The organism is Tenacibaculum aquimarinum (genome assembly GCF_022478115.1).
Lineage (GTDB): Bacteria > Bacteroidota > Bacteroidia > Flavobacteriales > Flavobacteriaceae > Polaribacter > Polaribacter aquimarinum_A.
Genome location: NZ_JAKGSC010000002.1, coordinates 273,172 through 298,559, shown reverse-complemented (window position 1 = coordinate 298,559; position 25,388 = coordinate 273,172). Strand labels below are relative to the sequence as shown.

Annotated in this window: 28 protein-coding genes; 9 read left to right on the top strand and 19 right to left on the bottom strand. The window is 29.4% G+C overall.

Annotation, left to right across the window (positions count from 1 at the left end):
• Nucleotides 1-2 precede the first annotated feature (2 nt).
• Nucleotides 3-680: a type 1 glutamine amidotransferase domain-containing protein gene (locus L1S33_RS07280; RefSeq protein WP_240561840.1), complete on the top strand. Its 678-nt coding sequence runs from the start codon at nt 3-5 to the stop codon at nt 678-680.
• A 70-nt stretch (nt 681-750) separates the two neighbouring features.
• Here L1S33_RS07280 and L1S33_RS07275 read toward each other — a convergent pair whose 3' ends face one another.
• The 11 genes from L1S33_RS07275 to nfsB form a co-directional block, all read right to left on the bottom strand.
• Nucleotides 751-1,617, bottom strand: a complete 867-nt coding sequence (locus L1S33_RS07275) for a nuclear transport factor 2 family protein (RefSeq protein WP_240561839.1) — start codon at nt 1,615-1,617, stop codon at nt 751-753.
• A gap of 95 nt (nt 1,618-1,712) precedes the next feature.
• Entirely contained in the window at nt 1,713-2,591 is an 879-nt protein-coding gene (locus L1S33_RS07270; RefSeq protein ID WP_240561838.1) for a helix-turn-helix domain-containing protein, read from the bottom strand.
• Nucleotides 2,591-4,483, bottom strand: a complete 1,893-nt coding sequence (locus L1S33_RS07265) for a monovalent cation:proton antiporter-2 (CPA2) family protein (RefSeq protein WP_240561837.1) — start codon at nt 4,481-4,483, stop codon at nt 2,591-2,593. Before L1S33_RS07265 ends, L1S33_RS07270 begins: the two co-directional genes overlap by 1 nt.
• A gap of 4 nt (nt 4,484-4,487) precedes the next feature.
• Complete coding sequence (gene kefF, locus L1S33_RS07260) at nt 4,488-5,084, bottom strand: glutathione-regulated potassium-efflux system oxidoreductase KefF (protein WP_240552321.1); 597 nt, start codon at nt 5,082-5,084, stop codon at nt 4,488-4,490.
• A gap of 24 nt (nt 5,085-5,108) precedes the next feature.
• Nucleotides 5,109-5,726 (bottom strand): MarC family protein, encoded by a 618-nt coding sequence (locus L1S33_RS07255; RefSeq protein WP_240552320.1) that lies wholly within the window; start codon nt 5,724-5,726, stop codon nt 5,109-5,111.
• A gap of 89 nt (nt 5,727-5,815) precedes the next feature.
• Entirely contained in the window at nt 5,816-6,622 is an 807-nt protein-coding gene (locus L1S33_RS07250; protein WP_240561836.1) for an SDR family NAD(P)-dependent oxidoreductase, read from the bottom strand.
• A gap of 179 nt (nt 6,623-6,801) precedes the next feature.
• The gene (locus tag L1S33_RS07245; protein WP_240561835.1) at nt 6,802-7,554 is read right to left on the bottom strand and encodes a 2OG-Fe(II) oxygenase; all 753 of its coding nucleotides are present in this window, start codon (nt 7,552-7,554) and stop codon (nt 6,802-6,804) included.
• 222 nt (nt 7,555-7,776) lie between these two features.
• Complete coding sequence (locus L1S33_RS07240) at nt 7,777-8,622, bottom strand: enoyl-CoA hydratase/isomerase family protein (RefSeq protein WP_240561834.1); 846 nt, start codon at nt 8,620-8,622, stop codon at nt 7,777-7,779.
• Nucleotides 8,623-8,746: 124 nt separating this feature from the next.
• A complete protein-coding gene (locus tag L1S33_RS13225; protein ID WP_240561833.1) occupies nt 8,747-9,607 on the bottom strand; it encodes an AraC family transcriptional regulator in 861 nt (286 codons plus the stop codon).
• Between the two features lie 113 nt (nt 9,608-9,720).
• On the bottom strand, nt 9,721-10,560 hold the full coding sequence (locus L1S33_RS07230; RefSeq protein WP_240561832.1) for a DUF4437 domain-containing protein: 840 nt from the start codon (nt 10,558-10,560) through the stop codon (nt 9,721-9,723).
• Nucleotides 10,561-10,580: 20 nt separating this feature from the next.
• Nucleotides 10,581-11,240, bottom strand: coding sequence for an oxygen-insensitive NAD(P)H nitroreductase (gene nfsB, locus L1S33_RS07225; protein ID WP_240561831.1), 660 nt, complete (start codon nt 11,238-11,240; stop codon nt 10,581-10,583).
• Between the two features lie 221 nt (nt 11,241-11,461).
• On the opposite strand from nfsB, the gene L1S33_RS07220 reads away from it, so the two are divergent.
• A complete protein-coding gene (locus L1S33_RS07220; protein ID WP_240553063.1) occupies nt 11,462-11,806 on the top strand; it encodes a winged helix-turn-helix transcriptional regulator in 345 nt (114 codons plus the stop codon).
• 38 nt (nt 11,807-11,844) lie between these two features.
• Here L1S33_RS07220 and L1S33_RS07215 read toward each other — a convergent pair whose 3' ends face one another.
• Nucleotides 11,845-14,337, bottom strand: coding sequence for an ABC transporter permease (locus L1S33_RS07215; protein WP_394801763.1), 2,493 nt, complete (start codon nt 14,335-14,337; stop codon nt 11,845-11,847).
• A gap of 44 nt (nt 14,338-14,381) precedes the next feature.
• On the bottom strand, nt 14,382-15,071 hold the full coding sequence (locus L1S33_RS07210; protein ID WP_240561829.1) for an ABC transporter ATP-binding protein: 690 nt from the start codon (nt 15,069-15,071) through the stop codon (nt 14,382-14,384).
• 101 nt (nt 15,072-15,172) lie between these two features.
• On the opposite strand from L1S33_RS07210, the gene L1S33_RS07205 reads away from it, so the two are divergent.
• Nucleotides 15,173-15,910 carry an arylesterase gene (locus L1S33_RS07205; protein WP_240561828.1) on the top strand — a complete coding sequence of 246 codons (738 nt, stop codon included), beginning with the start codon at nt 15,173-15,175 and terminating at the stop codon, nt 15,908-15,910.
• 105 nt (nt 15,911-16,015) lie between these two features.
• Here the strand turns inward: L1S33_RS07205 and L1S33_RS07200 are convergent, their stop codons facing one another.
• Complete coding sequence (locus L1S33_RS07200) at nt 16,016-16,618, bottom strand: DUF6515 family protein (protein ID WP_240552310.1); 603 nt, start codon at nt 16,616-16,618, stop codon at nt 16,016-16,018.
• 517 nt (nt 16,619-17,135) lie between these two features.
• Between L1S33_RS07200 and L1S33_RS07195 the strand changes: the two genes are divergently transcribed.
• The 6 genes from L1S33_RS07195 to L1S33_RS07170 all read left to right on the top strand — a co-directional run bounded on the left by L1S33_RS07195 (nt 17,136) and on the right by L1S33_RS07170 (nt 21,878).
• A complete protein-coding gene (locus L1S33_RS07195) occupies nt 17,136-18,104 on the top strand; it encodes a sugar phosphate isomerase/epimerase family protein (RefSeq protein WP_240561827.1) in 969 nt (322 codons plus the stop codon).
• An 11-nt stretch (nt 18,105-18,115) separates the two neighbouring features.
• Entirely contained in the window at nt 18,116-18,556 is a 441-nt protein-coding gene (locus tag L1S33_RS07190; RefSeq protein ID WP_240552307.1) for a TlpA family protein disulfide reductase, read from the top strand.
• A 115-nt stretch (nt 18,557-18,671) separates the two neighbouring features.
• Entirely contained in the window at nt 18,672-19,283 is a 612-nt protein-coding gene (locus L1S33_RS07185; RefSeq protein WP_240561826.1) for a DEAD/DEAH box helicase, read from the top strand.
• Between the two features lie 30 nt (nt 19,284-19,313).
• Complete coding sequence (locus L1S33_RS07180; protein WP_240561825.1) at nt 19,314-19,955, top strand: thiamine phosphate synthase; 642 nt, start codon at nt 19,314-19,316, stop codon at nt 19,953-19,955.
• A gap of 32 nt (nt 19,956-19,987) precedes the next feature.
• Nucleotides 19,988-20,887: an EamA family transporter gene (locus L1S33_RS07175; RefSeq protein WP_240561824.1), complete on the top strand. Its 900-nt coding sequence runs from the start codon at nt 19,988-19,990 to the stop codon at nt 20,885-20,887.
• Nucleotides 20,888-20,960: 73 nt separating this feature from the next.
• Nucleotides 20,961-21,878 carry a glutaminase gene (locus tag L1S33_RS07170; RefSeq protein ID WP_240561823.1) on the top strand — a complete coding sequence of 306 codons (918 nt, stop codon included), beginning with the start codon at nt 20,961-20,963 and terminating at the stop codon, nt 21,876-21,878.
• Nucleotides 21,879-21,901: 23 nt separating this feature from the next.
• Here L1S33_RS07170 and L1S33_RS07165 read toward each other — a convergent pair whose 3' ends face one another.
• The 5 genes from L1S33_RS07165 to L1S33_RS07140 all read right to left on the bottom strand — a co-directional run bounded on the left by L1S33_RS07165 (nt 21,902) and on the right by L1S33_RS07140 (nt 25,292).
• Nucleotides 21,902-23,242 (bottom strand): DEAD/DEAH box helicase, encoded by a 1,341-nt coding sequence (locus L1S33_RS07165; protein WP_240561822.1) that lies wholly within the window; start codon nt 23,240-23,242, stop codon nt 21,902-21,904.
• A gap of 115 nt (nt 23,243-23,357) precedes the next feature.
• Nucleotides 23,358-23,804 (bottom strand): cold-shock protein, encoded by a 447-nt coding sequence (locus L1S33_RS07160; RefSeq protein WP_240561821.1) that lies wholly within the window; start codon nt 23,802-23,804, stop codon nt 23,358-23,360.
• Nucleotides 23,805-24,067: 263 nt separating this feature from the next.
• On the bottom strand, nt 24,068-24,604 hold the full coding sequence (locus tag L1S33_RS13220; RefSeq protein WP_303435356.1) for a LysM peptidoglycan-binding domain-containing protein: 537 nt from the start codon (nt 24,602-24,604) through the stop codon (nt 24,068-24,070).
• Between the two features lie 42 nt (nt 24,605-24,646).
• Nucleotides 24,647-24,847, bottom strand: coding sequence for a helix-turn-helix transcriptional regulator (locus tag L1S33_RS07145; protein WP_240561820.1), 201 nt, complete (start codon nt 24,845-24,847; stop codon nt 24,647-24,649).
• A 1-nt stretch (nt 24,848) separates the two neighbouring features.
• On the bottom strand, nt 24,849-25,292 hold the full coding sequence (locus L1S33_RS07140; RefSeq protein WP_240561819.1) for a hypothetical protein: 444 nt from the start codon (nt 25,290-25,292) through the stop codon (nt 24,849-24,851).
• Between the last annotated feature and the right edge of the window lie 96 nt (nt 25,293-25,388).

Sequence of the window (25,388 nt, the reverse complement as noted above, 5' to 3'; positions counted from 1 at the left end):
AAATGAATATATTATTTGTATTAACATCTCACGATAAATTAGGAGATACAGGAAAAAAAACAGGATTTTGGGTTGAAGAATTCGCAAATCCATATTACACATTATTAGATAAAGGTGCTAAAATTACTATTGCAACTCCAAAAGGTGGAGCTGCACCAATAGATCCAAGTAGTGATTCACCAGATGCTGCAACGGCAGACACTGAGCGTTATAATAAAGATACAGCTACAAAAGCATTAATTGCTAATACACATAAATTATCTGATATGAATGCAGATGATTTTGATGCTGTATTTTATCCAGGTGGTCATGGACCATTATGGGATTTAGCAAACGATGCTACTTCTATAGCTTTAATTGAAAAATTTAATACACAAGAGAAGCCTGTTGCATTTGTATGCCACGCTCCTGCTGCATTAAAAGATGTAAAAAGTACAGATGGAGAACCATTAGTAAAAGGTAAAAAAGTAACAGGATTTACAAATTCTGAAGAAGATGCGGTAGGTTTAACTGATGTTGTACCGTTTTTAGTTGAAGATATGCTATCTGAAAATGGAGCAATTTACTCTAAAAAAGAAGATTGGGCAGCTTATGCTATAAAAGATGGAAATTTAATTACTGGTCAAAATCCAGCATCGTCAGAATTAGTAGCAGAAAAGTTATTGGAAAGTTTGAAATAAGCTTAACATTAAATATAAAAAAAAGGTTGTCCATTCGGGCAACCTTTTTTTTAAAACTTAATATAGTTTATTATTTAGGAAAGTTAAATTTCCCATTCGTATTTTTTCTATCTGATTCTGTTGCAATAGTCTCCATAACATCCCAATGTTCTGCAATTTTACCATTTTCAACTCTAAATAAGTCATAGTAAGAAGTTGGTTGTCCTGCAAAAGTTCCTTCACTAATAGCTAAAACAAAATTACCTTGTCCTAATATTTTGTGTGTTTTAGTAAAAACCATAGAAATACCTTGTTTTGCCATTCCTTCTAAAGCTTGACCTAATCCAGATAAACCATCTGCTATATTTGGATTGTGTTGTATGTAGTTATCACCATTAAAGTAGCCTTGTAATTTATCCATTTTTCCGTTTATTAAAACATCTGAAATAAAGTTTGAAACTAACGTTTTATTTTCTTCAGTTTTATCTAAATCTGTAATAGAAGTAGTTCCATCTGTTTGTGAATGTCCACTAGCATTAGCAGGCATAATAGCTAATAAATTATCCCAATGTTCTACTATTAATCCATTTTCGAACCTAAAAACATCAAAACCTACTTTAGGCCCAAAAAAATCATATTCGGTTTGTGTAAACACATAATCTCCGTCTTCAAAAGCTCTTACCGTATTTACTTTAAATCCACCTTCTGGTGCATGTTGTAATAAAGCTCCAAAACCTGCTAAACCATCTGCTACTGCAAGATTATGTTGTTTGTAATTTGTTGGGTTAATATAAGCTATTGCTTTTTGATCTCCTGTTTCAATACTTTTTAAAACTGCTAATGTTTTGTCTTTGTTTGATAGTTCCATTTTTGTTTCCTTTTTAGTGATTTGTCCTTTTTCTGATTTGCAAGCTGCAATTGTCATTATTAATACTATTGCTGTAATTGTTTGTTTCATAATTGTTCTTATTTATGAGGACAAAATTACAGTAGAAGTATTCTTTACTAAAGGTTAAAAAAGTTTTAAAAATGGTAAATATCGAACCTAAATAGTTATATGTAATCTTTTTTGAATTGATTAGGGGTAAATCTTGTATGTTTTTTAAAGTACTTTACAAAATTTGTTGGTTCTTCAAAACCTAGAGAGTAAGCGAGTTCTGTACTTTTAATTTCAGAATTTACAAGTAATCGTTTAGCTTCTAAAACAATAAACTCATCTATAAATTGCTTTGCTGTTAAAGAAATAATGTCTTTACAAATTGTATTAAGGTGTTTGTAAGTAATGTTAAGCTTTTCTGCATAAAAATCCGCATTTCTACTTTTACTAAAATGAGTTTCTAAAAGAGATTTAAAGTCAAGAAATTTATTCAATTTATCTGACCGTTTTAAATGAAAAGTTTGATATTGTTTTAAGCGTTCTAATTTTGAAAATATAATGGTATGTAACGAACTGTAGATGTTTTCTTGGTTATAATTTTCGCTTGAATTAAAATATTCTTTTGCAAATAAATGAATATACTCTTCTACATTAGAGTCTGATGGAACTTCTATTATTGGAGAAAATAATTGCGAATTGAAAAGTCTAATTATTTCATTTTTAGGAAGTGAATTAACCTGTTTTTTTAAATAGTCTTCTGTAAATAAAATGATGAATCCTTTCAAACTATTTGTAAACTGAAAAGCATTAACTTGACCTTTAGATAAATGTATAATTGTGTTTTTCTTTACAGTATGCCATACAAAATCTACCAACTGTTTACTCTCTCCTTCAGTATAAAAAACAATCATATTAAAAGCCACTTGATGTGCTTTTTGAGGATCATGATCAACTAAGTTTTTACGTTTTGCAAGGCTTTCAATTGTTATTACCTCTATACCTCTATTGTTAGGTTTTTGCGATTCAAAGATTATATTAGGTATTTTATTTAGCATTAAACCTTGTTTTTTGAGCTTTCTAAAATTTTTCTAATAAATTCACTATCCCAATGATGATCATAATCTACAACACCTCGCTTAAAATCTTCGTTTAAAAATTCTTCTTGTTGTTTTAATTCTTGTCTAGCTTTAAAAATATAATTATCATCTCTATTTGGTTCAGAAGCTAATCTTCTTAAGCTATCTTCATCATACTTTTTAAAATTTTGAATTTGTCTATTTAAAGTATACTTTCTAAATCCCATTTTACTTAATACATCCTTAGCCAAAACTAAAGAAGTATCTAAAGATTCTCTATAAATGTTTTGGTGACCAAGATTTAATAATTCGTAAGCATCATATCTGTTTTTGGTACGAATCATTAATTCTACATGCGGATATTTTTCTTTCACAATTTTACTAATTGCTTTCGAAACACCTATTTTATTGGTAGCACAAATAATAATTTTAGCTTCGGCTATTCCTGCGGATTCTAATAAATCTAATCGAGTTGCATCTCCATAATACACCTCAAAACCCATTTTTCTAAGAAAATCTACTCGATTAGAATCATGATCTAAAATAGTAGCTTCTACTCCATGAGATCGTAAAAAACGACCAATTGTACTTCCAAAATGACCAAATCCAACTAATATTATTTTTTGTGATTTAGCAATATGATCCATTGGTCTTTTTACAGATTCTTTTGTACCAATCTTTGGAAGAATAAAACGTTCATTTATAATACCAATAATTGGAGTTATAGACATAGATAAAGCTGTAATTACAAGTAGCATATCCATTTCTTCTTGAGACAAAATATTTAAACCAAAAGCAAAGGATAACAAAACAAAAGCAAACTCACCTACCTGTGCTAAATTAAAAGTTAATAGCAACTTTTGATCTAATTTTAATTTAAAAACAGCACCAGTAATAAATAAAATTAAAGCTTTTAATACAATAATTGCTATTAATAATCCACCTATTTTTAAAGGACTATTTGCTATAATAATAAAATTTATTGAAGCTCCAACTGCCATGAAAAACAACCCTAATAATAAGTTTTTAAAAGGTTCTAAGGTACTTTCTAATTCGTGTTTAAACTCACTATTAGATAATACAACTCCACCTAAAAACGCACCTAAAGCAGGACTAATACCTACATATTCCATTAAAAATGAAATTCCTAATACAATTAATAAAGCAGCTGCAATAAGTAATTCTCTTACACCAGTTTTAGCTACTTTTCTTAACATTGGAACAATTAAATAACGCCCTGCAACAATAATTAATGCAACAGATAATATAATAGCTAATGTTTGAAAACCCATTGGAAGACTTTCTAATATAGTAGTAGATGTATTTTGTTTTTCTATTGTTTCAGCTTCATTTGTGTTAGCAAGTAACGGAATAAAACCTAACATAAAAATTACAATAATATCCTGGAATAGTAGAATAGAAAATGAAGACGTACCAAAAGTAGTATCCATTAATCCTTTTTCTTTTATAGTTTGCATAGCAATTGCGGTTGAAGAAAGTGCTACTGCCATAGAAATTACCAATGCAACCTTCCAATCAAAACCTAAAGTAGTAAAGAGTATATAGGAAAGAAGTACGGTTCCTCCTACTTGTATTCCTCCCATACCAAGTATAGTTTTTCGCATGTTCCAAAAATTCTTTGGTTCAATCTCTAATCCTATCAAAAATAGCATTACAACAACTCCAAACTCTGCAAAATGTAAAATATCTTCACCTTCTTCTCCAATAAAACCTAAAACATAAGGACCAATTAAAACACCAGCTAATAAATAACCAATTACAGAACTTAACCCTAAACGTTTTGCTATAGAAACGCAAATAATAGCACCTGTTAAAAACACTATAGCTTCAAAAAGTATACTTCCAGTCATAATTTTAAATAGATTTTAATTTAGGAAAATCATTTAAAAAGGATAAATCGCCAAGGTCATTTATATTAAGACCATCTTGAAGTAAGTCTATTAATTTACCATAATTAATTTTATAATTATTTAGTGCTTCATCCGTAAGGTTATGTGTTCCCATAACTGCAAATGGAGGAAAATATTCCATACCACATAAAATAGCAGTTTGTTCAAAAGGTCTTAAAAATTGTTTAACTGTAAAACTGTTGTATCCTTCAGAACAATAAACATCTTTAGATCCACCAGTTGTAATTGCATTTAAACAAATTTTATTATGCAAGGCATTACCTTTTGGACCATAAGCCCAATTGAATTCTAAAACCATATCAATCCATTGTTTCATTAATGGAGGACAACTATACCAATAAAATGGATGGTGCCAAATGATAACATCATGTTTATTTAATAACTCCTTTTCCGCATTTACATCAATATGAAAATCTGGATATTGCTCATATAAATCATGAAAAGTTACGTTTTCCTTGTCTTTAATATGGTTAATTAATGATTGATTAACTCTAGATTTTTCAAATTTTGGATGTGAAAATAAAACCAGTACTTTTTTCATATAAATTATAAAATGATGGTTACATTATAGTAGATTAAAAGAAATTTTAATACCAGTGATAATCATACCAGTACCAATAATTGCAATAATTAATCCCATTATTTTCCCTATTACAGAAATAACATTATTACCTACAATTTTAACAATAAGATCACTTAATCTAAACGTAAAATAAGTTAGTAAACTCATAGATCCAAAAATAGCAATAACTAAAATTATATGAATTGTTTCTACATTAGCGACAAAATTCATAGCTGTAACAATAGTACCAGGTCCAGCTAAAATAGGAATAGCTAAAGGTGATACAGCAATGTTTTCATCAATATCTACATTATCAAGAGATTTTACATTTGATGTTTTTGATTGTAACATATCAAATCCAATAAAAAATATTAATATTCCACCTGTAATTTTAAATGCCGGAATACTAATATTGAATAACTCAAAAATGTACTTACCTAAAAGCACAAAAACAGCCACAATAATAAAGGCAATAAGATTAGATCGTTTATTAATATCATGTTTTGTTTTTTTATCTGCACCTTGTGTTAAAGATAAAAAAACTGTCATATTTGATATCGGATTAGTGATAGCAAAAAAGGCTGTAAAAACAGTAATCGAAAATGTAATTAAGTTATCCATTATATTATAAAAAAAATTAGCCCGCGAAAGAAAACAATTCCAAGAACATGACCAAAGTAATTCTTTTAATTTAATAAATAATTTAAAGTTTATACCAAATTAGTTGTTACACTTAGTAATTCCTCTATTTTAAATGTATCATAAGCATTTGGATGTGCAGGTGAAAAACGACCTTTAGGATCACCTTTATCATTATCAAAATACTTACCTGATTCATTTTTATAGGCTTCAGATGTTGCTAAATCATAAAGAATATTCACTCCTTTTTCTGCTGGAGACCAATGTTGTCCATAAGCTTCCTTAGCCATTTTGGTATTTAAGAGTGAACCCGGATTCACTGCAATTACTGTAATATTGGGTTCTTGTATTGCTAAACTGAAACTCCACATTGTTAATGCTAACTTACTTTGTGCATAGCTATTGTTTTCAGAAACTTGCTCTTTTCCTGTTAAAACAACTTCAGAAACAGGTGATTGTGCTGCAGAACTTAAATTGATAATTCTTGGTGCTTCTGAATTTTTAATATTTGAAAGAATAGCATTTGTCAAAATAAAAGGAGCCAAATAGTTTACGGCTATTCTAATATCTAATCCATCTTTGGTTTTATCTACAGAACTTTTTAATATGCCTGCATTATTGATTAATATATCAATTGTTGGAATATCATTTTTTACTTGTTCGGCTAGTTTTTTAACTGCTTTTAAATCTGAGAAATCTGCTACAAGACCTTTAATATTTTGGTTATTTGATGTTGTTTTAATTTCTGAAACAACTGTATTTACTTTAGTCTCATTTCTTCCGTGAACGTAAATTATATGTCCTTCCTTTGCTAATTTTAAAGCAGTTAATTTCCCTATTCCGTCAGTACTTCCTGTAATTATAATTGTTTTACTCATGATTTATTTATTTGTTTTGATTGTCACTTTTAGCACAGTAGAAAAGTTGTTTTGTTTCTCGACTGTGCTCTAAAGGACAACTGTATAATTGATAGATACTAATATTTTGTAATTTACCTAAATATTAAATCTAAACCGAACTGAATTGTTTAAGTTTTAACTAAAGAATTTCGAGTCTTTTAAAATGGTGCAAAGCTATCTTTTGGACTTTCTGGAATACTCCAACGCTCACGAGCGGTTGCATTTTCTGTTATAACCACATTAGATGATGAATTACTACCATAACTGTTGGCACCTCCTCTTGGAATCTGCATATGGTCTCCATATAACCATACTACCAAATTACTACGCTGTCCGCTTGTGATAGGGTGTGTTGCATGAGGTACGTTTCCGGTGTGAATAATTGCTTTACCTGGTTCAAAAATTGTTTGCACCACTTTTCTTGTGGATTTGTTATGAAAATCAACTTGTGAACCTGTAAACTCTTCATCAGGTAAGTTAATATTGATATTCAAGGTAGCAGCAGAAGCATCTGTGTGTGTGTGCAAATCCTTATCTTTATCAGGATTGTACTGAATAGAAAAACCAAATGTCTGATTATCATAACCATAAGTACCAAGTAACAAACGAGCAATCGGGCGCATGTAACGGTTCATGATATCATTATAAAATGCTTGAAAATTTGGAGCAGCAAGGTGTCCTTCTGAACGTGGATCAAGCATCATTCCATATCGATTTAGTTGAATGCCATAAGGTGCTCGTTTAGGAATTTGCGAATTAACTGTTGCTTCTAAATACTTACGAAAATCTGCTAAACGATCAATGTCAAAAAATTGAGCAGCATAAACACCTGGAATAATTTCTTCCCATAAATCTGCAACTGCATTTTCTTTTTCTGGGTTTTCCCAAGCATCGTTAATAGCTTTACGCAAACGTGGATCAAGTAAGGTTTCATCAGGAATTAATATGTTGTCTTTGTTTTCAATTTCCCATTCTGACCAAGCATCTTCAAGTAACTCTCGGTTACTATTCCAAAATTGTGAGACAGAGGCTTCACGTTTTAATGAAGCTTCGCGAGATGGTACGGTTAGTGCACGAGCATGTGCGAGTGCATTATTATTTGTTATTGTTTTCATGATTTTTGATGTTTTTTATTATTTGATTTCTTGCAAGTCCATCAACATAGATTCCCAATTCTTTTGATTATCATGGTCAAATTGTGCTCCGTTTTCATCCGCAATTGTAAAACGTTTAATTGCTGGCGTTTTACTTGTAGCTTGAAACAATTGGTAAGCTTCTTCTTTCAAAGCCTCTTTAATTGGTAAATCTATAGAAGCATAGACTGCACGCTTACTTGCTGCAATAGACTCTGCCGGGAATTTAGAAATACGTTGTGCTAAAGCATCTACGTAAGGTCCAATTTCATCTGCATCTAGAGCTTTATTGATTGTTCCGAACTTTTCTGCTTCGTCTGCATCCCAATCTCTTGCTCCTAAAATAATTTCTAATGCTTTACCAAGTCCTGCTTGTCTAGCCATACGCGAAGCTCCACCACCACATGGTAAAATTCCCATACCAACTTCCATTTGCATAAATTTTGCTTTCCCTCTAGCTGCAAAACGCATATCTAAAGCCAAAGCCATTTCGTGTCCTCCACCTCTGGCAAAACCTTCAATTTTTGCTATGGTTGCTTGTGGTACGTTGCTTAATCTTTCTAGTACTGATTGTAGATCTAATAATTGTACTTCGTTTCTTGGTACAGCTTCTTGAGACATATCTCTAAGTAAGTTAGTATCATAATGACAAACCCAATAACCAGGATTTGATGATTCAAATACTACAACTTTTACGCTTCTGTCTCGTTCTAATCGTAATGCTAAACTGCTTAAATCTGCTAGCATTTCTTGTCCTTGTATATTTACAGGCCCGAAATTGATATCTACTGTTAAAATTCCACCGTTTTGTTTTGCTGTAAATGTTTGAAAATTCTTGTAATCCATAATGTCTATTTTTAAATTATTAATTGTTGTGTTTTAATTACACTACAAATTTAGAGGAGACACCAAGGTTTAATTTGGTATAAAACAATGTGGTATTAGTAAAAAATAAGGTTTTAGTAAAAAATTAGGCTAATGCGGCTCTAAAAGCACTTAAACTTGTGCCTTTATAGGTTTGAAACGTCTTATTTAAATGGCTAGAATCTGTAAAACCTAGTTCGATTGCAATTTCAGAATATTGCAAATCTGTATATTTCAATCGGGTTTCAACTAGCTTCAATTTGTAATTAATGATGTACTTTTTTAAAGACACATCTGTATGCTTTTTAAAATACTCACTAATATAATTATCTGCCATATGAAACTCATCAGCCAAACTTTTAGCACTTAATAATTCAGCATTATAAATATTAGAATGAATATAATTTATGATTTGCTGAATTTTTGAAGATTTCACCTCTTTTATGTTTTCTACATTTATATACTGAATATTTCTAGCTATTAAATGAAGAATTACAGATAAAGAATTTTGAATGATAAAAATATCATTAGATTGTTTGTTAAGGTATTCTGTTGTTACCATATTAACCAAGGAAACCAAATGTGTTTTATCATTAGTATTTTCAAATTGCATTTCACGAAGCTCATGACTTTCACTATTTAAGATTCCTTCAATTTTACGAAACCAATCGTTTACGGGAAGCATTTCGTTTTGTGAAGATGTATTTCTAAAGAAACTCTTTAAAAACTTTATAGCTGTTACAGTTGTTCCTGCTTCAGCTTGTATTATATAAATGTCATCTGGAATAAATACGAAAATACTATTAGCTGAAAAAAGTACAGTTTTACCATTTATTTTTATGGTTCCGTTGCCTTTTTCGATATAAACAATTTCGAAAAATCGAATAGTAGTGTATTTACAAAATGTGAAAAACGTTTCGTCTTTATACTTTTGAATTACAATATTTTCGATAATAGTTCTTGGCACGACATGTTTTTTATAAAGTTACAAAATATTTAAAACAGAAAAAGCCACAAAATCTTGTGACTTCTTCTTTATATTAATTAATTCTTGGAGGAATTATTAATTAACTTATTTTTTTATTTAGAAACTACTTTAAAGTTACCATTACTTCTTATGTAGATTACAGTTTCTATATCTGTTGTAATTATTGATTTAGCATTTTCTTTAATCCCAAAATATGATGGAGTATTTAATTGGTTTACAGCTCCTTTTTTAGAAAACTGATGTGTTATTCCTCCTGAAATTACAACAGCTCTAAAATTAGGACTCAAATTTTTAATTTTGCCTTTAAAACCTGCTGGCAATTTTAATAGCGTTGCACGTAATTGATTTTCCTGGTGATTTCCCCATAAAAATGCGGTTTGTACGTTACTTTTTGAAGCAACCCATTCGATATCATTTGCATTTAACCAAACTAAGTTTGTTTTATCCACATTTACAGGTCTTTCACCATTATCAAAAGCTTCTGAAGTTGGCTTCACTAAATATGGACCTTCTTGAATATCTAAAAAAGCCATATTTTCTTGACCATCTGTAGCAGTTATATGTGCTTCGCCTGCTGGTTGCTGCCAATAAGAACCTGGTGGTAGCCATTGTTTTTCGGCTTGTTCATCATCGTTATGTAATAATCCTTTTATAACCACACCACGATATGTAATATTATGAATGTGTGGTGGCGAAGAAAACCCTTTATTAAATTTCACTAAAAAACCTGCTGGTTCGTTTTTGGTACGATCTCCCCAAAGTTTTCCTGCTGCTGGACTTTTATCGCCTCTCAACGGATTTAACCAACCCCATTCAACGTTGTCTGCGGTTACTACTTCATTTTTAGACTTTGTGTTGTCTATTGTAGGTGTTTGTGCGTTAGTGTAAATACCATATAATATTACTACTACAATGATTATATTTTTTTTCATGATTAAATGTTTACTACAAATTATATTTGAGTAATAATTTCACTTTCTGGCAATCTAGATTTTGGTGTTTTTTCAGTTGAATTAAAATCAGTTTCTGCTCTATAACCTAAAGAGACGGCCACTAAAGAAGTATATCCTTTTTCTCTTAAACCGAATTCTTCATCTAATGCTTTTACATCAATACCTTCCATTGGTGTAGCATCAATACCTAAACTAGCAACTCCTAATAAAAAACTTCCAATATTAAGATATACTTGCTTTTCCATCCAATGTTGCAAATCTTTTAAATCGTATTTATGAATACCAGCAAACGCTTTAACGGCACCAAGAAATCCGTTTTTAATGTCTTCGTTAGGAAATCTTCCGTTTTTGTCTTCTGTATCTGCAATATGATTAAAGTACTCATCATCTGCATCAACTTTTGAACAAAACAATACAACAGCTGAAGCGTTTGTTACTTTAGGTTCATTAAAACTAAAAAAACCTTGAGTTCCTTTTGCAATACGTGCTTTACCTTCTGTAGTTTCAGCAATTATAAAATGCCAAGGTTGTAAGTTTACACTTGAAGGGCTCATTCTTAATAAATTTTTGACTTCTACCATATTTACAGCAGATATTTTCTTGGTTGAGTCAAATTCTTTTGTTGTGTATCTCCAGTTTAATGTTTCTTTTAAATTCATTTTTTATATATTTTAATTATACTGTCATTTTTATAGTGACAAAAGTATGTATAGTATGATAATTACACAATAGCGGTCAAATATGATAGTACAAAAAAATTAATAAATTATCTATTAAATAACTAAAAATGAGTGTTTTGGTTAAATGTTAAATTAACTATAAAAAGTATAGTTATGTGTTTTGTGATATTATTATATCTTTGTAAAAAAATAACATAATGATGCATAAATATAACGGAAAAGAATACCCTTGTTGTGCAAGTTTAACAATGGGAATTATTGGCGGAAAATGGAAAACTGTAATTTTATTCCATTTAATTGGAAAAACGTTACGTTATAATGAATTAAGAAAGGAAATTCCAACTGTTACGGAACGTACCTTAAGCTTACAGCTAAAAACTTTAGAGCAAGATGGTATTGTAAAAAGAAAGGTTTACACATCTAAACCACCATTAAAAGTAGAATATTCTTTAACCGATTTAGGTAAAACTTTAATTCCAGTTGTACAATCTATAGCAGATTGGGGCGTTTTTGTAGTAGAAGAGCAAGATAAAGTTGTAGTCTAATTATCCTTCTCTCCTACTTTCATTTTCTTAACTACTCCCTAAACCTCTTTTCTTAATACTTCTAAAGGCGGACTATTTAACACAGATTTTAAATTACTTAGTCCAATTACAACTACTAAAATGGTAATTCCTGGTAGAAACACTAAAAATGGAATTAACGATGGTATAAATGGTTCTTTAAACAATAAAGTTGCCAATAATTGACTTCCAACTAAAGACAATAAAATTCCCGTTAAACTTCCTAATAAGCCTAAATACACATATTCTAACGCAGTAATTTGTAGAATTTGTTTGCTTTTTGCTCCTAAAGTTCTTAGCAACACACTTTCTTTTATACGTTGATATTTGCTGTTTCTAACTGAACCAATTAACACAATAAAACCTGTTAAAATGCTGAAAAATGCCATGAAATTAATAATCCACGAAATTTTATCTAAAATGTCTTCTACAATAGTAAATACTTGACGTAAATCTAAAATGGTAACATTTGGAAATTTCTTAACAACATCTCTTTGCAACTCTGCAGAACTTGCTTCATTAGGAGCATACGTTGTCATTACGTTAAATTTAGGTGCATTTTCTAAAACTCCTGTTGGAAATAAAATCATAAAGTTGACTTGCATACTGCTCCAATCTACTTTTCTAATACTTCCAATGGTGGTTTCCATTAATACTCCTTGAATATTAAAAACCACCTTATCACCTATTTCTAATTTTGCGTCTTTGGCAAGATTGTCTGCAATAGATACATTAACTGGTTTTCCTTGTTCAGATTTTCCCGTAAACTCACCTTCTATCAATTCTTCTGTTGAAGACAACGTATTTCTGTAAGAAACTCTAAACTCACGATTTAACATCCATTTTGGCATTTTTACAGTCGTATCATTTCTAATTTCATTGACCGATTTTCCACGAATTTTTTCCATTCGCATGGTAACAATTGGTATGTTATCAATCACTTCTAAACCTTTACTCTTAAAATTGTTTAAAAGTGCCGTTTCTTGATTGCTTTGTACATCCATTAAAATGATATTCGCGTCTGTTTTCTTATTTTCTATAGATGTTTTTGCTAGTAAAATGTCTTTGGTAAAATATAAAGTACTTATTAAAAAAGTACCCAAACCAATTGCTAAAACCAAGACCATTGTTTGGTTATTTGGTCTAAATAAATTCAATAAACTTTGTCGTTTTGTATATCCCCAAGAACTTGGAAAAAACTTTTTAATAAGTTTGATAAATAAACTAGCAACACCTGCCATTATTGCAAATGTGATAAAAATACCAATTGTAAAAAGAATTCCGTTGATAGCACTTTTTAACATCCAAAAAGAGAATAAAAAGATAAATAACAGAATAGCTATTAAAACAAGAATTCTTGCTTTTTTAGGTTTTTGTAAATTGTCTTCAGAACCTCTTAACACTTCTAATGGCGAAACATACCAAGTGCCTAAAAGTGGTAATAATGCAAATAAAACGGACATTATTACACCTAAAATAATTCCCATTAATATCGGTTGAAATGAGATAGAAATTGCTACATCAAAAGGCAAAAAGTCTTGTAAAATATACGGAAAAGCAAATTGTAAACTTGTACCAATAAGAGAACCAATAATACCTCCAATAAGTCCAACTCCTATAATCTGAATCAAATAAATTAAGAAAGATTGCTTTCTGGAAGCGCCTAAACACTTTAAAACTGCAACGTTTTTTAATTTTTCTTTAATGTAAATATGTACAGAACTTGCAATTCCAATACAACCTAATAATAAGGCAATAAAAGCTACTAAATTCAAGAATCTACTCACATTCTCGTACCTTTTTCCTAAACGTTGACTTGTACTTGTATGTGTATCTAAATCAGCTTCTTCATCATCTAAAATAGGATCTATTTTTTCTTCCAATAACTCCAAATCCATTTCTGGAGCTTTAAAGAAATATTGGTATTCACTTCTACTTCCTAATTGTAATAGTTCCGTTTGTGCTAAAAAGCGAAACGGAATTAAAACGCTTGGTGCAATTGATGATGAAATTGCTGTGCTTCCCGGAATCGATTTTAAAGCGCCAATAATAGGAAACGTAACTTTACCAAGTTTTATAGAATCTCCAGGATTTAAATTATATTGTAATAACAAGGTAGCATCTACCAAAGCACCGCCTAATTGTTGGTAGTTTTCTCCAGCATTTTCTGGAACTGTAGTTAAACTTCCATAAAAAGGAAAATTACCTTCTAAAGCTCTTACTTTTACTAGTTTTGTGGCTTCATTTTTAGGAAAAGCAGCCATAGAAACAAAGTTTACTTCCGATGCAGCTGCACCTAAAGAATCAATAATTTTTAATACTTTTTCTGAAGGAGCTTTTCTACTGTCGATAATAAAATCAGCGCCCATTAAAGATTTGGACTGTAATTTTATATTATCTGTTAAATTCTCGCTAAACAATTGAATAGAAACAACTGCTGCAATTCCTAGAATTATTGACGCCATAAAAAGCATCAATCTAGAAATGCTTGCTTTTCCATCTCTCCAAGCCATTTTTAAAAGCCAGGTAAAATTTGCTTTTGAATTAAATTTACTCATTAAATGTTAGCTGTTTTTTCGTTAGAAATGATCTTTCCTCCTTTTAACCTTAAAATTTGTTGAGTTCTGTTTGCCAAATCTAAATCGTGTGTAATAATTACTAAGGTTGTACCGGCTTCTTTATTTAATTCAAACAATAACTGAATTACCTTTTCGCCTGTTTCCTCGTCTAAATTCCCTGTAGGTTCGTCTGCAAATAAAATTGAGGGTTTGTTAGAAAACGCTCTCGCCAAAGCAACTCTTTGTTGCTCTCCTCCAGATAATTGCGACGGATAATGATGTAAACGATCTGCCAAACCTACTTTTGTAAGTAATTCAATTCCGAATTTAGCTGCATTTTTTTCACCTTGTAATTCTAATGGAACAATTACATTTTCTAACGCTGTTAAGGTTGGTAATAGTTGAAAATTCTGAAAAATAAAGCCAACCTCTTTGTTTCGTAAACCAGCAAGTTCATCTTCATTTAAATTTTGTAAAGATTCTCCACATAATTCTACGGTTCCAGAAGTAGGATAATCTAAACCTGCACATAAACCTAATAAGGTTGTTTTTCCGCTTCCAGAAGGCCCAACAATAGAGAAAATACTTCCTTTTTCTACTTCAAAAGAAATAGTACTAATTACTGTTAATTTTTTAGAACCGCTTGTGTAAGTTTTCTCTAAATCATTAATCTTTAATATCTTTGACATTAATTTTTATTTAATTAAAAAATAATTCCTCTAAGACAAATTCCTGGAGGTTTTTGTTGAAATTGTAATTCCCATTAAATAGGAACCTAAAAAATATACTAATGCTGAAAAATAATCATTTAACGAAGAATAATCACAATATAACAAGTACAATTTTCTTAAAGTTATGTTATATTTCAATCTTAATTGTATTGATGTCTTGTAAAACAGATGCTTCTAAAAAAGAAGTTATTTCTGGTGAAGTAAGCAATAAAACGGCAACAGAGACTACTGAAAAAAACGTTTCAAAAAAGATTGTTTTTTTTGGCGATAGTTTAACTGCAGGTTTAGGTTTGGATGATGTTGCTGATGCTTTTCCAGGAATTATACAACGAAATATAGATTCTTTGCAATTAAACTATATGGTTGTAAATTCTGGTATTAGTGGAGAAACAACTGCTGGAGGAAAAAACAGAATTGATTGGGTTTTAAACCAAGAACCTAACATTTTTATTTTAGAATTAGGTGCAAATGATGGTTTAAGAGGTGTTCCTTTAAAAGAAACTAAAACTAATTTACAAGCAATTATTACGGCTGTAAAAGAAAAATATCCTGCAGCAAAAATTGTGTTGGCTGGTATGCAAATACCACCAAATATGGGGCAAGAATATACTACTGAGTTTAAAAATATATTTCCTGCTTTGGCTAAAAAAAACGATTTATATTTAATTCCTTTTTTATTAGAAGATGTTGGTGGAATTACTTCTTTAAATCAAGCCGATGGAATTCATCCTACAAAAGAAGGTCATAAAATATTGGCTAAAAATGTTTGGGAGGTTTTGAAACCTATTCTTAAATAAATGTAACATAGAATAGATAAAGTTTTATTGTAATTAAAAAGGGAATAGCTATAACAACTATTCCCTTTTCTACTATCAACTACTAACTAAACTACTATTATTTACTTATTCAATATCTACTACTCCTACTACTTCGTATGCTCTTGTTCCATTTACTTGTACTTTTTCATATAAAATATTAGCATACTCATAATAGGTTTCTCCATTTAATTTTACTTTTTCATAATTGTCTGGTAATTCATAAACTACTGTTCCAATTTCTGGCTCTACAACTTCATATTCACTATTTATTTGGTTGTAAAAAATTCCGTTTATATTAAAATAGATGTGATTATTATAGCTAATACGCTTATAATTTGTTGGTAAATTTCTAACTCTAAATCCAATTTTTGGAGCTATTGCTATATATCTACCGCTAGAATATGTATAATATTTATTATTTGAGTAATAGTAATTTTGACCTTTGTGGTTTATTACTTTTTTGTTTGGTACATTTCTTACTGAAACCACTTTTTTTGTAGGTTTCTTGTACGTAACTTTTGTTCTAGAAATTTTATTATTTTGAGTTGTTTTCTTATTTATAGTCTTAACTGGAGCTTTAGTTACAGTTTTGGTTGTTGTGGTTCTACGTGATTGTCCAGAAACTTGTGCAGAAACTGCTACTATAAATAATGCTGGTAAAACGAATGTTTTTATAAATGTTTTCATAATTTTTATTTTTAATTAAACTTCTTTTCTATACTTCTAAGACTCTGAAATATCAGTTTGGTTTAAAGACTATTTTAATAAACATCTTAATTGTACCTACCAATTGGATGCCTTTCTTTTAAAAATAATTCCAAACATTTTACTTTAGCAAGCCTAATAAATCAGTTAACTCAGTAAGATTTAAACTAGAATTTTTATCTGAATCTAATACGTTGAAATTTTCAGCAATAGACCCAACAGTTTTCGTAGAGCTAATTCCAGAATCTTGATTTACATCTAGTAAAGTAAAAAGACTAGAAACCTATATAGAGTAGAATTATAGCTTAATAATGTTGCTGCTTGTGTTTTGCTTGATGAGTTTGCATTACTAAGACTACTACAACTAGAAATAGTGGCAATTAAAGCTAATGTTAATATGATTTTTTTTTGACTTTATGAAAATAAAACTTCAAAATTGGTTAACCAATTTATCGTATATTAGCTTCAATTCAAATTATCATTACTAATTTATATTACAATGAGTATTAAATCAGAGAATTTTTCTAGAAGAGAATTTGCTAAACTTACAGGATTGGCGTTAGCAACAATTCCATTTATGTCTTTCGTTAATAACCCTTTAGTCAAGACTGCTTTAGAACCAGATGGTGATTTAAAAGTATATTTGTTTTCCAAACACTTACAATTTCTTAATTATAATGACATGTCTGCGGCTGCTGCAAATATGGGATTTAACGGTTTAGATTTAACAGTAAGACGAAAAGGACATGTACTTCCAGAAAATGTACTTGAAGATTTACCAAAAGCTGTGGATGCAATGAAAAAGTACGGTCTTGCTCCAAAAATGATGTCTACCAATGTTTGGGACGTTAAAGATAAAGTTCAAAAAAAGGTTTTAGAAACTGCTAGTAAATTAGGTTTTTCACATTATCGAACAGATTGGTTAAAATATCCTGAAGATGTCTCTATTTCAGAAAGTCAGGCTTTATTTGGGAAACAAGCAAAAGAATTAGAAATACTTAATAAAAAATTAGGACTTATTGGTGGTTATCAAAATCATGCAGGAAAACACGTTGGCGCTCCTATTTGGGATTTGCTTCCAATTTTAGAAGCTACAGATGGAAAAAATATGGGAAGTCAATATGATATTAGACATGCTGTTATTGAAGGTGGCGAGAGTTGGGAATTGGGGTTAAGAAAGATAAAACCTTACATAAATTCTATAGTTTTAAAAGATGTTAAATGGGAAAAAAAAGATGGTAAATGGCAACCAATTAATGTTCCTATTGGTGAAGGTATGGTAGATTTTAATCGCTATTTTTCTTTACTTAAAAAATATAAAATAAATGTTCCTGTTTCTTTACATGTAGAACATAATTTAGGAGGTGCAGAAAAAGGACGAACTAAAATAACGATTCCAGAAAAGGAAGTTTATAGACGCATTAAAAAAGACTTATTATTTTTAAAAGAAGCATGGAAAAATGCATAATAAACCTAAAAATGAGTAACACAATACAAAGTATATCGGTTAAAGATTTTGATGGAAATATTATAAATTTAGTACAAAAATATAAGAATAAATTATTACTAATTATTATTTATAACAATGACTGTTTAGGATGCACTGGACGTGCAATTCCTTTAGCTTATGAGTTTCAACAACAATATCCTACTATCCAAGTTATAGGTATTCATGCAGATTTTTTTAATAAAGAAGGAACAAAAACAACTATTAAAAATATTTTTACAAGTGGTACAATTCCGTTTCCAATTTATATAGATGAGCATCATAAGGTTTATGATCAATTTAACTCTGAGGGAACACCACAATGGTTATTGATTTCAGAAAAAGGAGAATTGCTTCGTTCAATTTTTGGTTCACAAGATAATGCAAAAAACAGATTGTATTATGCCTTAGAAAGTTTTGTAGAAAAGCAATAGTATTTTGGTTGTTTAATAGTCTTTAATTTATAACGCTCAATAGAAAAAAAATGCATCAATTTAGTTGTATCTTTGTGGTCATTTATTACGTTAGATAATCAGTATTATTACCACTATGCCTTTTAAAAAACTACATCCTACTATTCAAGAAAAGCTTGAGAATTTAGAAATAACTTCACCTACAGCAATACAGAAAAAAGGAATTCCTGTAATAAAAAGTGGTGCAAATGTTTATTGTACAGCTCCTAAAGATGGAGGAAAAACAACAACGTTAATACTTACAACCTTACAGAAGTTAAAGTTTGAACCTGTTGGAACTGCACCAAGAACCATTGTTTTAGTAGAAAACAAAGAGAAAGCCTTGGAAATGTATGATGCTTTTGTAAAATACACTAGATATACAGATTTACGTGTGTATGTTGGTTATGAACAGTTGCATATAGATACACAACGTTCTGAAATTTTTGAAGGCGTAGATGTCCTAATTTCTACACCAATTACATTAAATAAACTGTTTTTGTTGAATGGTGTTAATACAAGTCAGTTAAAAATGTTAAGTATTGATGATGCTGCCTTTTTAAGTCAAAAGAAATCATACACAGCTTTAATGTCTATTTCTCAAAGTATTGAAAAATGTCAGTTTGTTTTGTATTCAGAAAAAATAGATTCAACGTTAAAAAAGTTTGAATCTTATTTTATGCAATACGCTAAAAAAGTTTCAATTTAGAAATTTAAATTTCTTTAACAAAACTACATCATGACAATACCTAAGCTACATTATATATCTCAAGGAAATTCACCTAAAGAACATTTAAAAAATATACAAACTGCTTGCTCTTCTGGAGCAGAGTTAGTGCAATTACAATTAGAAAATGTTTCAGAAAGTAAATATTTAAAAATTGCTGAAGGAGCTAGAGAAATTACTGCTCATTTTCAAACTAGATTATTAATTCATAATCATTTTAAAATAGCTAAAAAGATAAAAGCTGATGGTGTTCATTTAGATAAAACGGACTTCTGCCCTACTACAGCTATTGAAAACTTATATACTTGGCAAATTATTGGAGCAACAGCAAATACTTTGCAAGATTGTGAAACATTGCTTGCTAAAAAAGTAGATTATATTAGTTTATGTGCTTTTAGAAATACAAATACTGAAAATTCTAAAGTTCCTGTTTTAGGATTGAATGGTTATACAACTATTGTTGAAGCTCTAAATACTGAAACACCAATTATTGGTTTTGGAGGTATTACTACAAAAGATATTTCAGGCATTTTAGAGGCTGGTATTTCTGGTGTTGCAGTTTCTGATGCTATTTCAAGTGATTTTAATAGCATAAAAACATTCAATCAATTATTAAGCGCTTCTTCAACTGAAGAATTACGCCATACTTTTTAATTAAAACATCTAACAAATTTTTAAGGAACATTATGTGGATGTATTTAGGCTTATTAGCCGCACTATTTTTAGGTTTACATAGTTTATGTAAAAAACATGCAGTACAAGGTAATGAGGTGTTTCCTGTACTTTTAGGAACTGTTTCTAGTGGATTTTTGTTTGTAGCTGGTTTTTACATACTTTCTGTTTTTTATCCAGATTATGCACAAGAAAACGGTTATAATTTTCAACAAATTCCTTGGAAAACGCATGGGTTTATTTTTATAAAGTCTGCTATAATGGCGGCTTCATGGGTTTTCGCTTATCAAGCTTTAAAACATTTACCAATAACTATTGTAACCCCAATTAGAAGTGCTGGACCATTTTTTACATTTATTGGCGCTATTGTAATTTATAAAGAAAGTCCTAATTTGTATCAATGGATTGGTTTTTTCTTAATTATCTTTTCGGTGATTTTATATTCTAGAATTGGTAAAAAAGAAGGTATTAATTTTAAGAGAAATAAATGGATTTTCGCCATAATTGGAGCAACATTTTTAGGTGCTTCAAGTGGTTTGTATGATAAATTTTTAATTCAGAATTTAAGCTTAAATCCACAAACATTACAATTCTGGTTTTGTTTGTATACCATATTAATTTTACTGATTATTTTAAGTATTACTTGGTTTCCGTTTGCAGAAAAGAGAAAAGCATTTAAATTTAGATGGTCTATAATTGCTGTCGGTGTTTTATTACAAGCTGCAGATTATTTTTATTTTAAAGCTTTGCAAGATCCAGAAGCCTTAATTATGTTATTATCTGCTATAAAAAGAAGTCAATTAATAATAGCTGTGGTTATTGGTGGTTTGGTTTTTAAAGAGAAAAACAAACGTAAAAAACTAATACCTTTAGCTGGTATTTTAATTGGTGTTTTTTTGATTTTGTACTCGTAGTTTTTTAAAATTTTATATAAAAAACTTCATAAATAAAAAACTACCTTTCCTTTTTAAAATTAATAGTATCTAAATGGAATCTAATTATAAAAACATAATAAAAAACGCCTATAAATCTGCTTCTTTAATTAAAGATGAAGGAAAAATAGCTACCTACATACCAGAATTAGCAAATGTAAATCCAGAAATGTTCGGTGTTCATATCACTAAAACAGATGGTACTAATTATGGTGAAGGAAATAATTTAGAGAAATTTTCTATACAAAGTATAGTTAAAGTGCTGTCTTTATCTTTAGCATATAAAATCTTAGGAGAACAACTTTGGGAACGCGTAGATGTAGAACCTTCTGGAGCTAAATTCGATTCACTTTTATTATTAGAAACCAATAAAGGAATACCAAGAAATCCATTTGTAAATGCAGGAGCCATCGTTATTTGTGATGTTTTAATTTCTAATTTAGGTGATGCTAAAGTAGAGTTTTTAGAGTACGTTAGAGAATTAAGTGGCTTGTCAACACTAACGTATTCCGATAAAATTGCCGATTCAGAAAAAGCAACAGGATACAGAAATGTAGCGTTGTGTAATTTTATTAAATCTTTTGGAAACATTAAAAATGAACCTTCAGAAGTACTTGATTTTTATTTTGATATGTGCTCATTAGAAATGTCTTGTAAGGAATTATCTTATACTTTCACTTTTTTAGCCAATAAAGGAAAAACATTAGAAGGAAAAAAAATATTAAAGAAAAGTAAGTGTAAAAGAATTAACGCTTTAATGTTAACCTGTGGTTTTTATGATGAATCTGGGGAATTTGCCTTTAAAGTAGGTTTACCAGGAAAAAGTGGTGTTGGTGGTGGTATTGTAGCATTATACCCTAATAACTTTGCCATTGCAGTTTGGAGTCCAAAATTGAATCCGCATGGAAATTCTTATAAAGGAATGCATCTTTTAGAAGAAGTTACCACACATTCAGAATTGAGTATTTTTTAAAAAAATAATTTAATTTTCATAACTTATTTCTTTTTCTTCTTTTTGGAAACTTCAGAAGTTGTACTTATTGTTTTTGTACTTGCAATGTAGTTTGCCAATATTTTGTCTACTAATTCCTCTTTAGTTAAATGATGAAAAATGGTTTTTATTTGTGCTTTAAAATCCTCAGAAACAGTTCTATTTGGTTTGGTTTTAAATATTTTTTTTGCCCACAAAAGTCCGTTGTTTTCTTCTATACTTTGTGCGTCTGCTTTTTTATAATTCTTAAATGTAATACCTAAATCCTTTTCAAAATGAGCAATATTTTCTTCTTCCTCTTCTTGTATTATTGTTAAAGACAATCCTTTTGCTCCTGCTCTAGCTGTTCTTCCACTTCTATGGACATAAGCATCAAAAGTATCAGGTAAATGATAATTTACTACATAAGAAACTTCTTTTACATCAATACCACGAGCAGCTAAATCTGTTGCTACTAAAATATCTACATGACCTTCTCTAAATTGCCCCATTATTCTATCACGAATTCCCTGTGTTAAACTTCCGTGAATGGCTCCTGAAGAAAACTTATTAATCGCTAATTTTTTAGCCAATTTGTTTACAGCAGCTTTGGTTTTACAGAAAATGATTCCTCTTTCACCTTCTTTAGAGTTTAAAAAATGAAGTAAAACTTCTAATTTTTCTATAGGTTCTACAACTACATATTGATGCTCTATTCCTTGATGACCAACAGTTTCCATACTAGCTTCAATAGTAAGTACATCTTTTGCCATGTAATTATTTACCATTTGCCTAATTGCTCCTGGCATTGTTGCTGTAAATAGTAAGGTTCTTCTGTTTTTTGGAACTTCTTTAATAATACTATCTAAACCTTCTTTTAATGCACTAACCATTTCATCTGCTTCATCTAAAATAAAGTAAGAAATGTTTTTAATATTGATAGCTTTACGTTTAACTAAATCTGCCAAACGTCCTGGAGTAGCAACAATAATGTGAGTTGTTTTTTTTAGACTTTCTATTTGAGGTTTTATAGGAATACCGCCAAACAAACCTGTAATAACTACTTTGGAGTTTTCTGGATTGAAAGTTTCTAAATTATTTTGAATTTGTTGTGCTAACTCTCTTGTTGGTGCTAAAATTATAGCTTGTATATTGGTGTTTTCTATGTCTATTAATTGTAATAAAGGCAACCCAAAAGCAGCAGTTTTACCAGTTCCGGTTTTGGCTAATGCTACAATATCTTCTTTTTGATTTAGAACAATTGGAATTACTTTTTCTTGGATTTCTGTTGGAATTGAAATTTTTAAAGCGGCTAAACTTTCTTGTAATTGAGTATTAATTCCTAAATCTGAAAATTGTTTTGACATAAAATATTTTTATGCAAAGGTAACTACACTTTTTGAAGCGGTTGTTACTATTACACAATAAAAAACCCATCTAAAAAGATGGGTTTTATTATAATTTATAGAATGATAGTAACTGTTATATTTTTTGAACTTTAACAGCATTCATACCTTTTAATCCTTTTTCTAGTTCAAAAGATACTTTGTCATTTTCAGCTATTTCATCAATTAAGCCACTAACATGCGTAAAATATTTTTCTTGATTTTCAGAATCTATAATAAAACCAAATCCTTTTGATGTATCAAAAAACGATACTTTACCATTTCTAACAGGATCTTCAGGTTCCATATCCTCTTTTTTAGGAATACCAATAACAATACTTTCGGCATCTACCTGTACTTTCAAAGTAGGATCTGGTGGTGTATCTGTAAAGTTACCATTATGATCTACGTATACAAACTGTATTCCTTGTCCTGGAATTTTAGCTTCTTTTTTAGCTTCTTTTTTCTTCCTTTTATCTTCACGTTTTTTTAAACGTTTTTTTTCTTTTTCATTTTTATTAAAAGTCTGCTGTGATTTTGCCATTCGTTGGTTTTAAAATATAATTATTCTTATAAACTTGTTAAGAAAAATAAGAGAAATAAATTATTAATTACGATAAGATAAATGAAATTTATCCAATTTATTGTTTAAGTAATTAGAATTGTAAAGTCAATTCTTTTCTTTTTAAGTATTGCAAATATACTCCAATTTTCTTAATTTTAAAGAGAATTTACAGCGTACTTTGTAAAAACAATAAAACCTTTTTAATTATTAAAAAGGTTTTATTGTTTGTTTTAGTTTTTAAATTATTGAACTTTTAATTCTTGTCCAATTGTAATTGTATTACTAGTTAAGTTATTTAAAGATTTTAACTTACTAACACTTATATTATAGTTTTTTGCAATTCTATATAAAGTTTCTCCACTAACAACTGTATGGTAATTTGTTGTAGTTGTATCTGTGTACTTTTCATTAATTGGATCTATAGTTTTTTCGTTGTAACCAACAACAATGTCTTGTCCAATTTTAATTTTATCAAAATTTTCTACACTATTTAACCTGTATACTTCCGCTAAACTTAAATTGTATTTTCTAGCAATGACACTTAATGTTTCTCCTTTTTTTACAATATGGATTTGTGTTGGATCATATTCTGCAACTTCAACTTTCTTTAAAGCTGGTTTATTTGGTAATTTAGTTACAATATCTCCAGTAATTAAATTCATATAAGCTGGTTTTCCTTCTAAAATAACTTCATCCCAACCTTGAGGTAATTTTTTGTCTTGTGAAAAAGAATTACAAACCAATGCAAACAAACAAATAAATAATAATTTTAATTTCATAATATTTTTTTTCTATAAATATCTTCAAAAGTACTATTTTTATTAATCTTCTTCAGTCAATTCAAAAAAAACATTTACTGGTTGGTTAAACATTTTTGATAGTTTTAAAGCTAATACTGTAGAAGGAACATATCTATTTTTCTCAATAGAGTTAATAGTTTGTCTAGAAACTCCAATAGCTTTTGCTAATTCTTCTTGTGTAATATCTAAAATTGCGCGTTGTACTTTTATTGTGTTTTTCATACTATTTATTCATTCTTTTTAGTTGCCAAAAAAACAGCAGCTGTACAATTAACATAAAAAATAATACTTGAAAATAACTAAATCCTTTTAAATTATCATCTTGATTGAACAAAACAGCAACAGCATAATTAATTAAAGGTTGTACTAAAGAATACACAATTGCCATTATAAATGCTAACCTGTAAGATTGAGAACGCAAACTATCTACATATTCATCTTCAATTTTTTCTTTTGAAACAGATATTATCAATAAACCAATTAATAATAATCCATGTAATACTGGTCGTATCCATTCTGAATCTTCAAAATACTTTCTAGCAATCATTAGTATAAAACTACCAATTGCTATAATTACTCCTATTTTTTTAAATTGATTTCCAAGTTGAAATTTATTTAATTTCTCTAGATTTTTTCTTTCCTTTTCACAAAATGATTGTTGAGACATATTTTTATAATTTACAATTAGACAAATATATTTTATATAATGACAAGTATACTTTACATTTTTAATTATTACAACTTTTTTTTATACATTTAACTC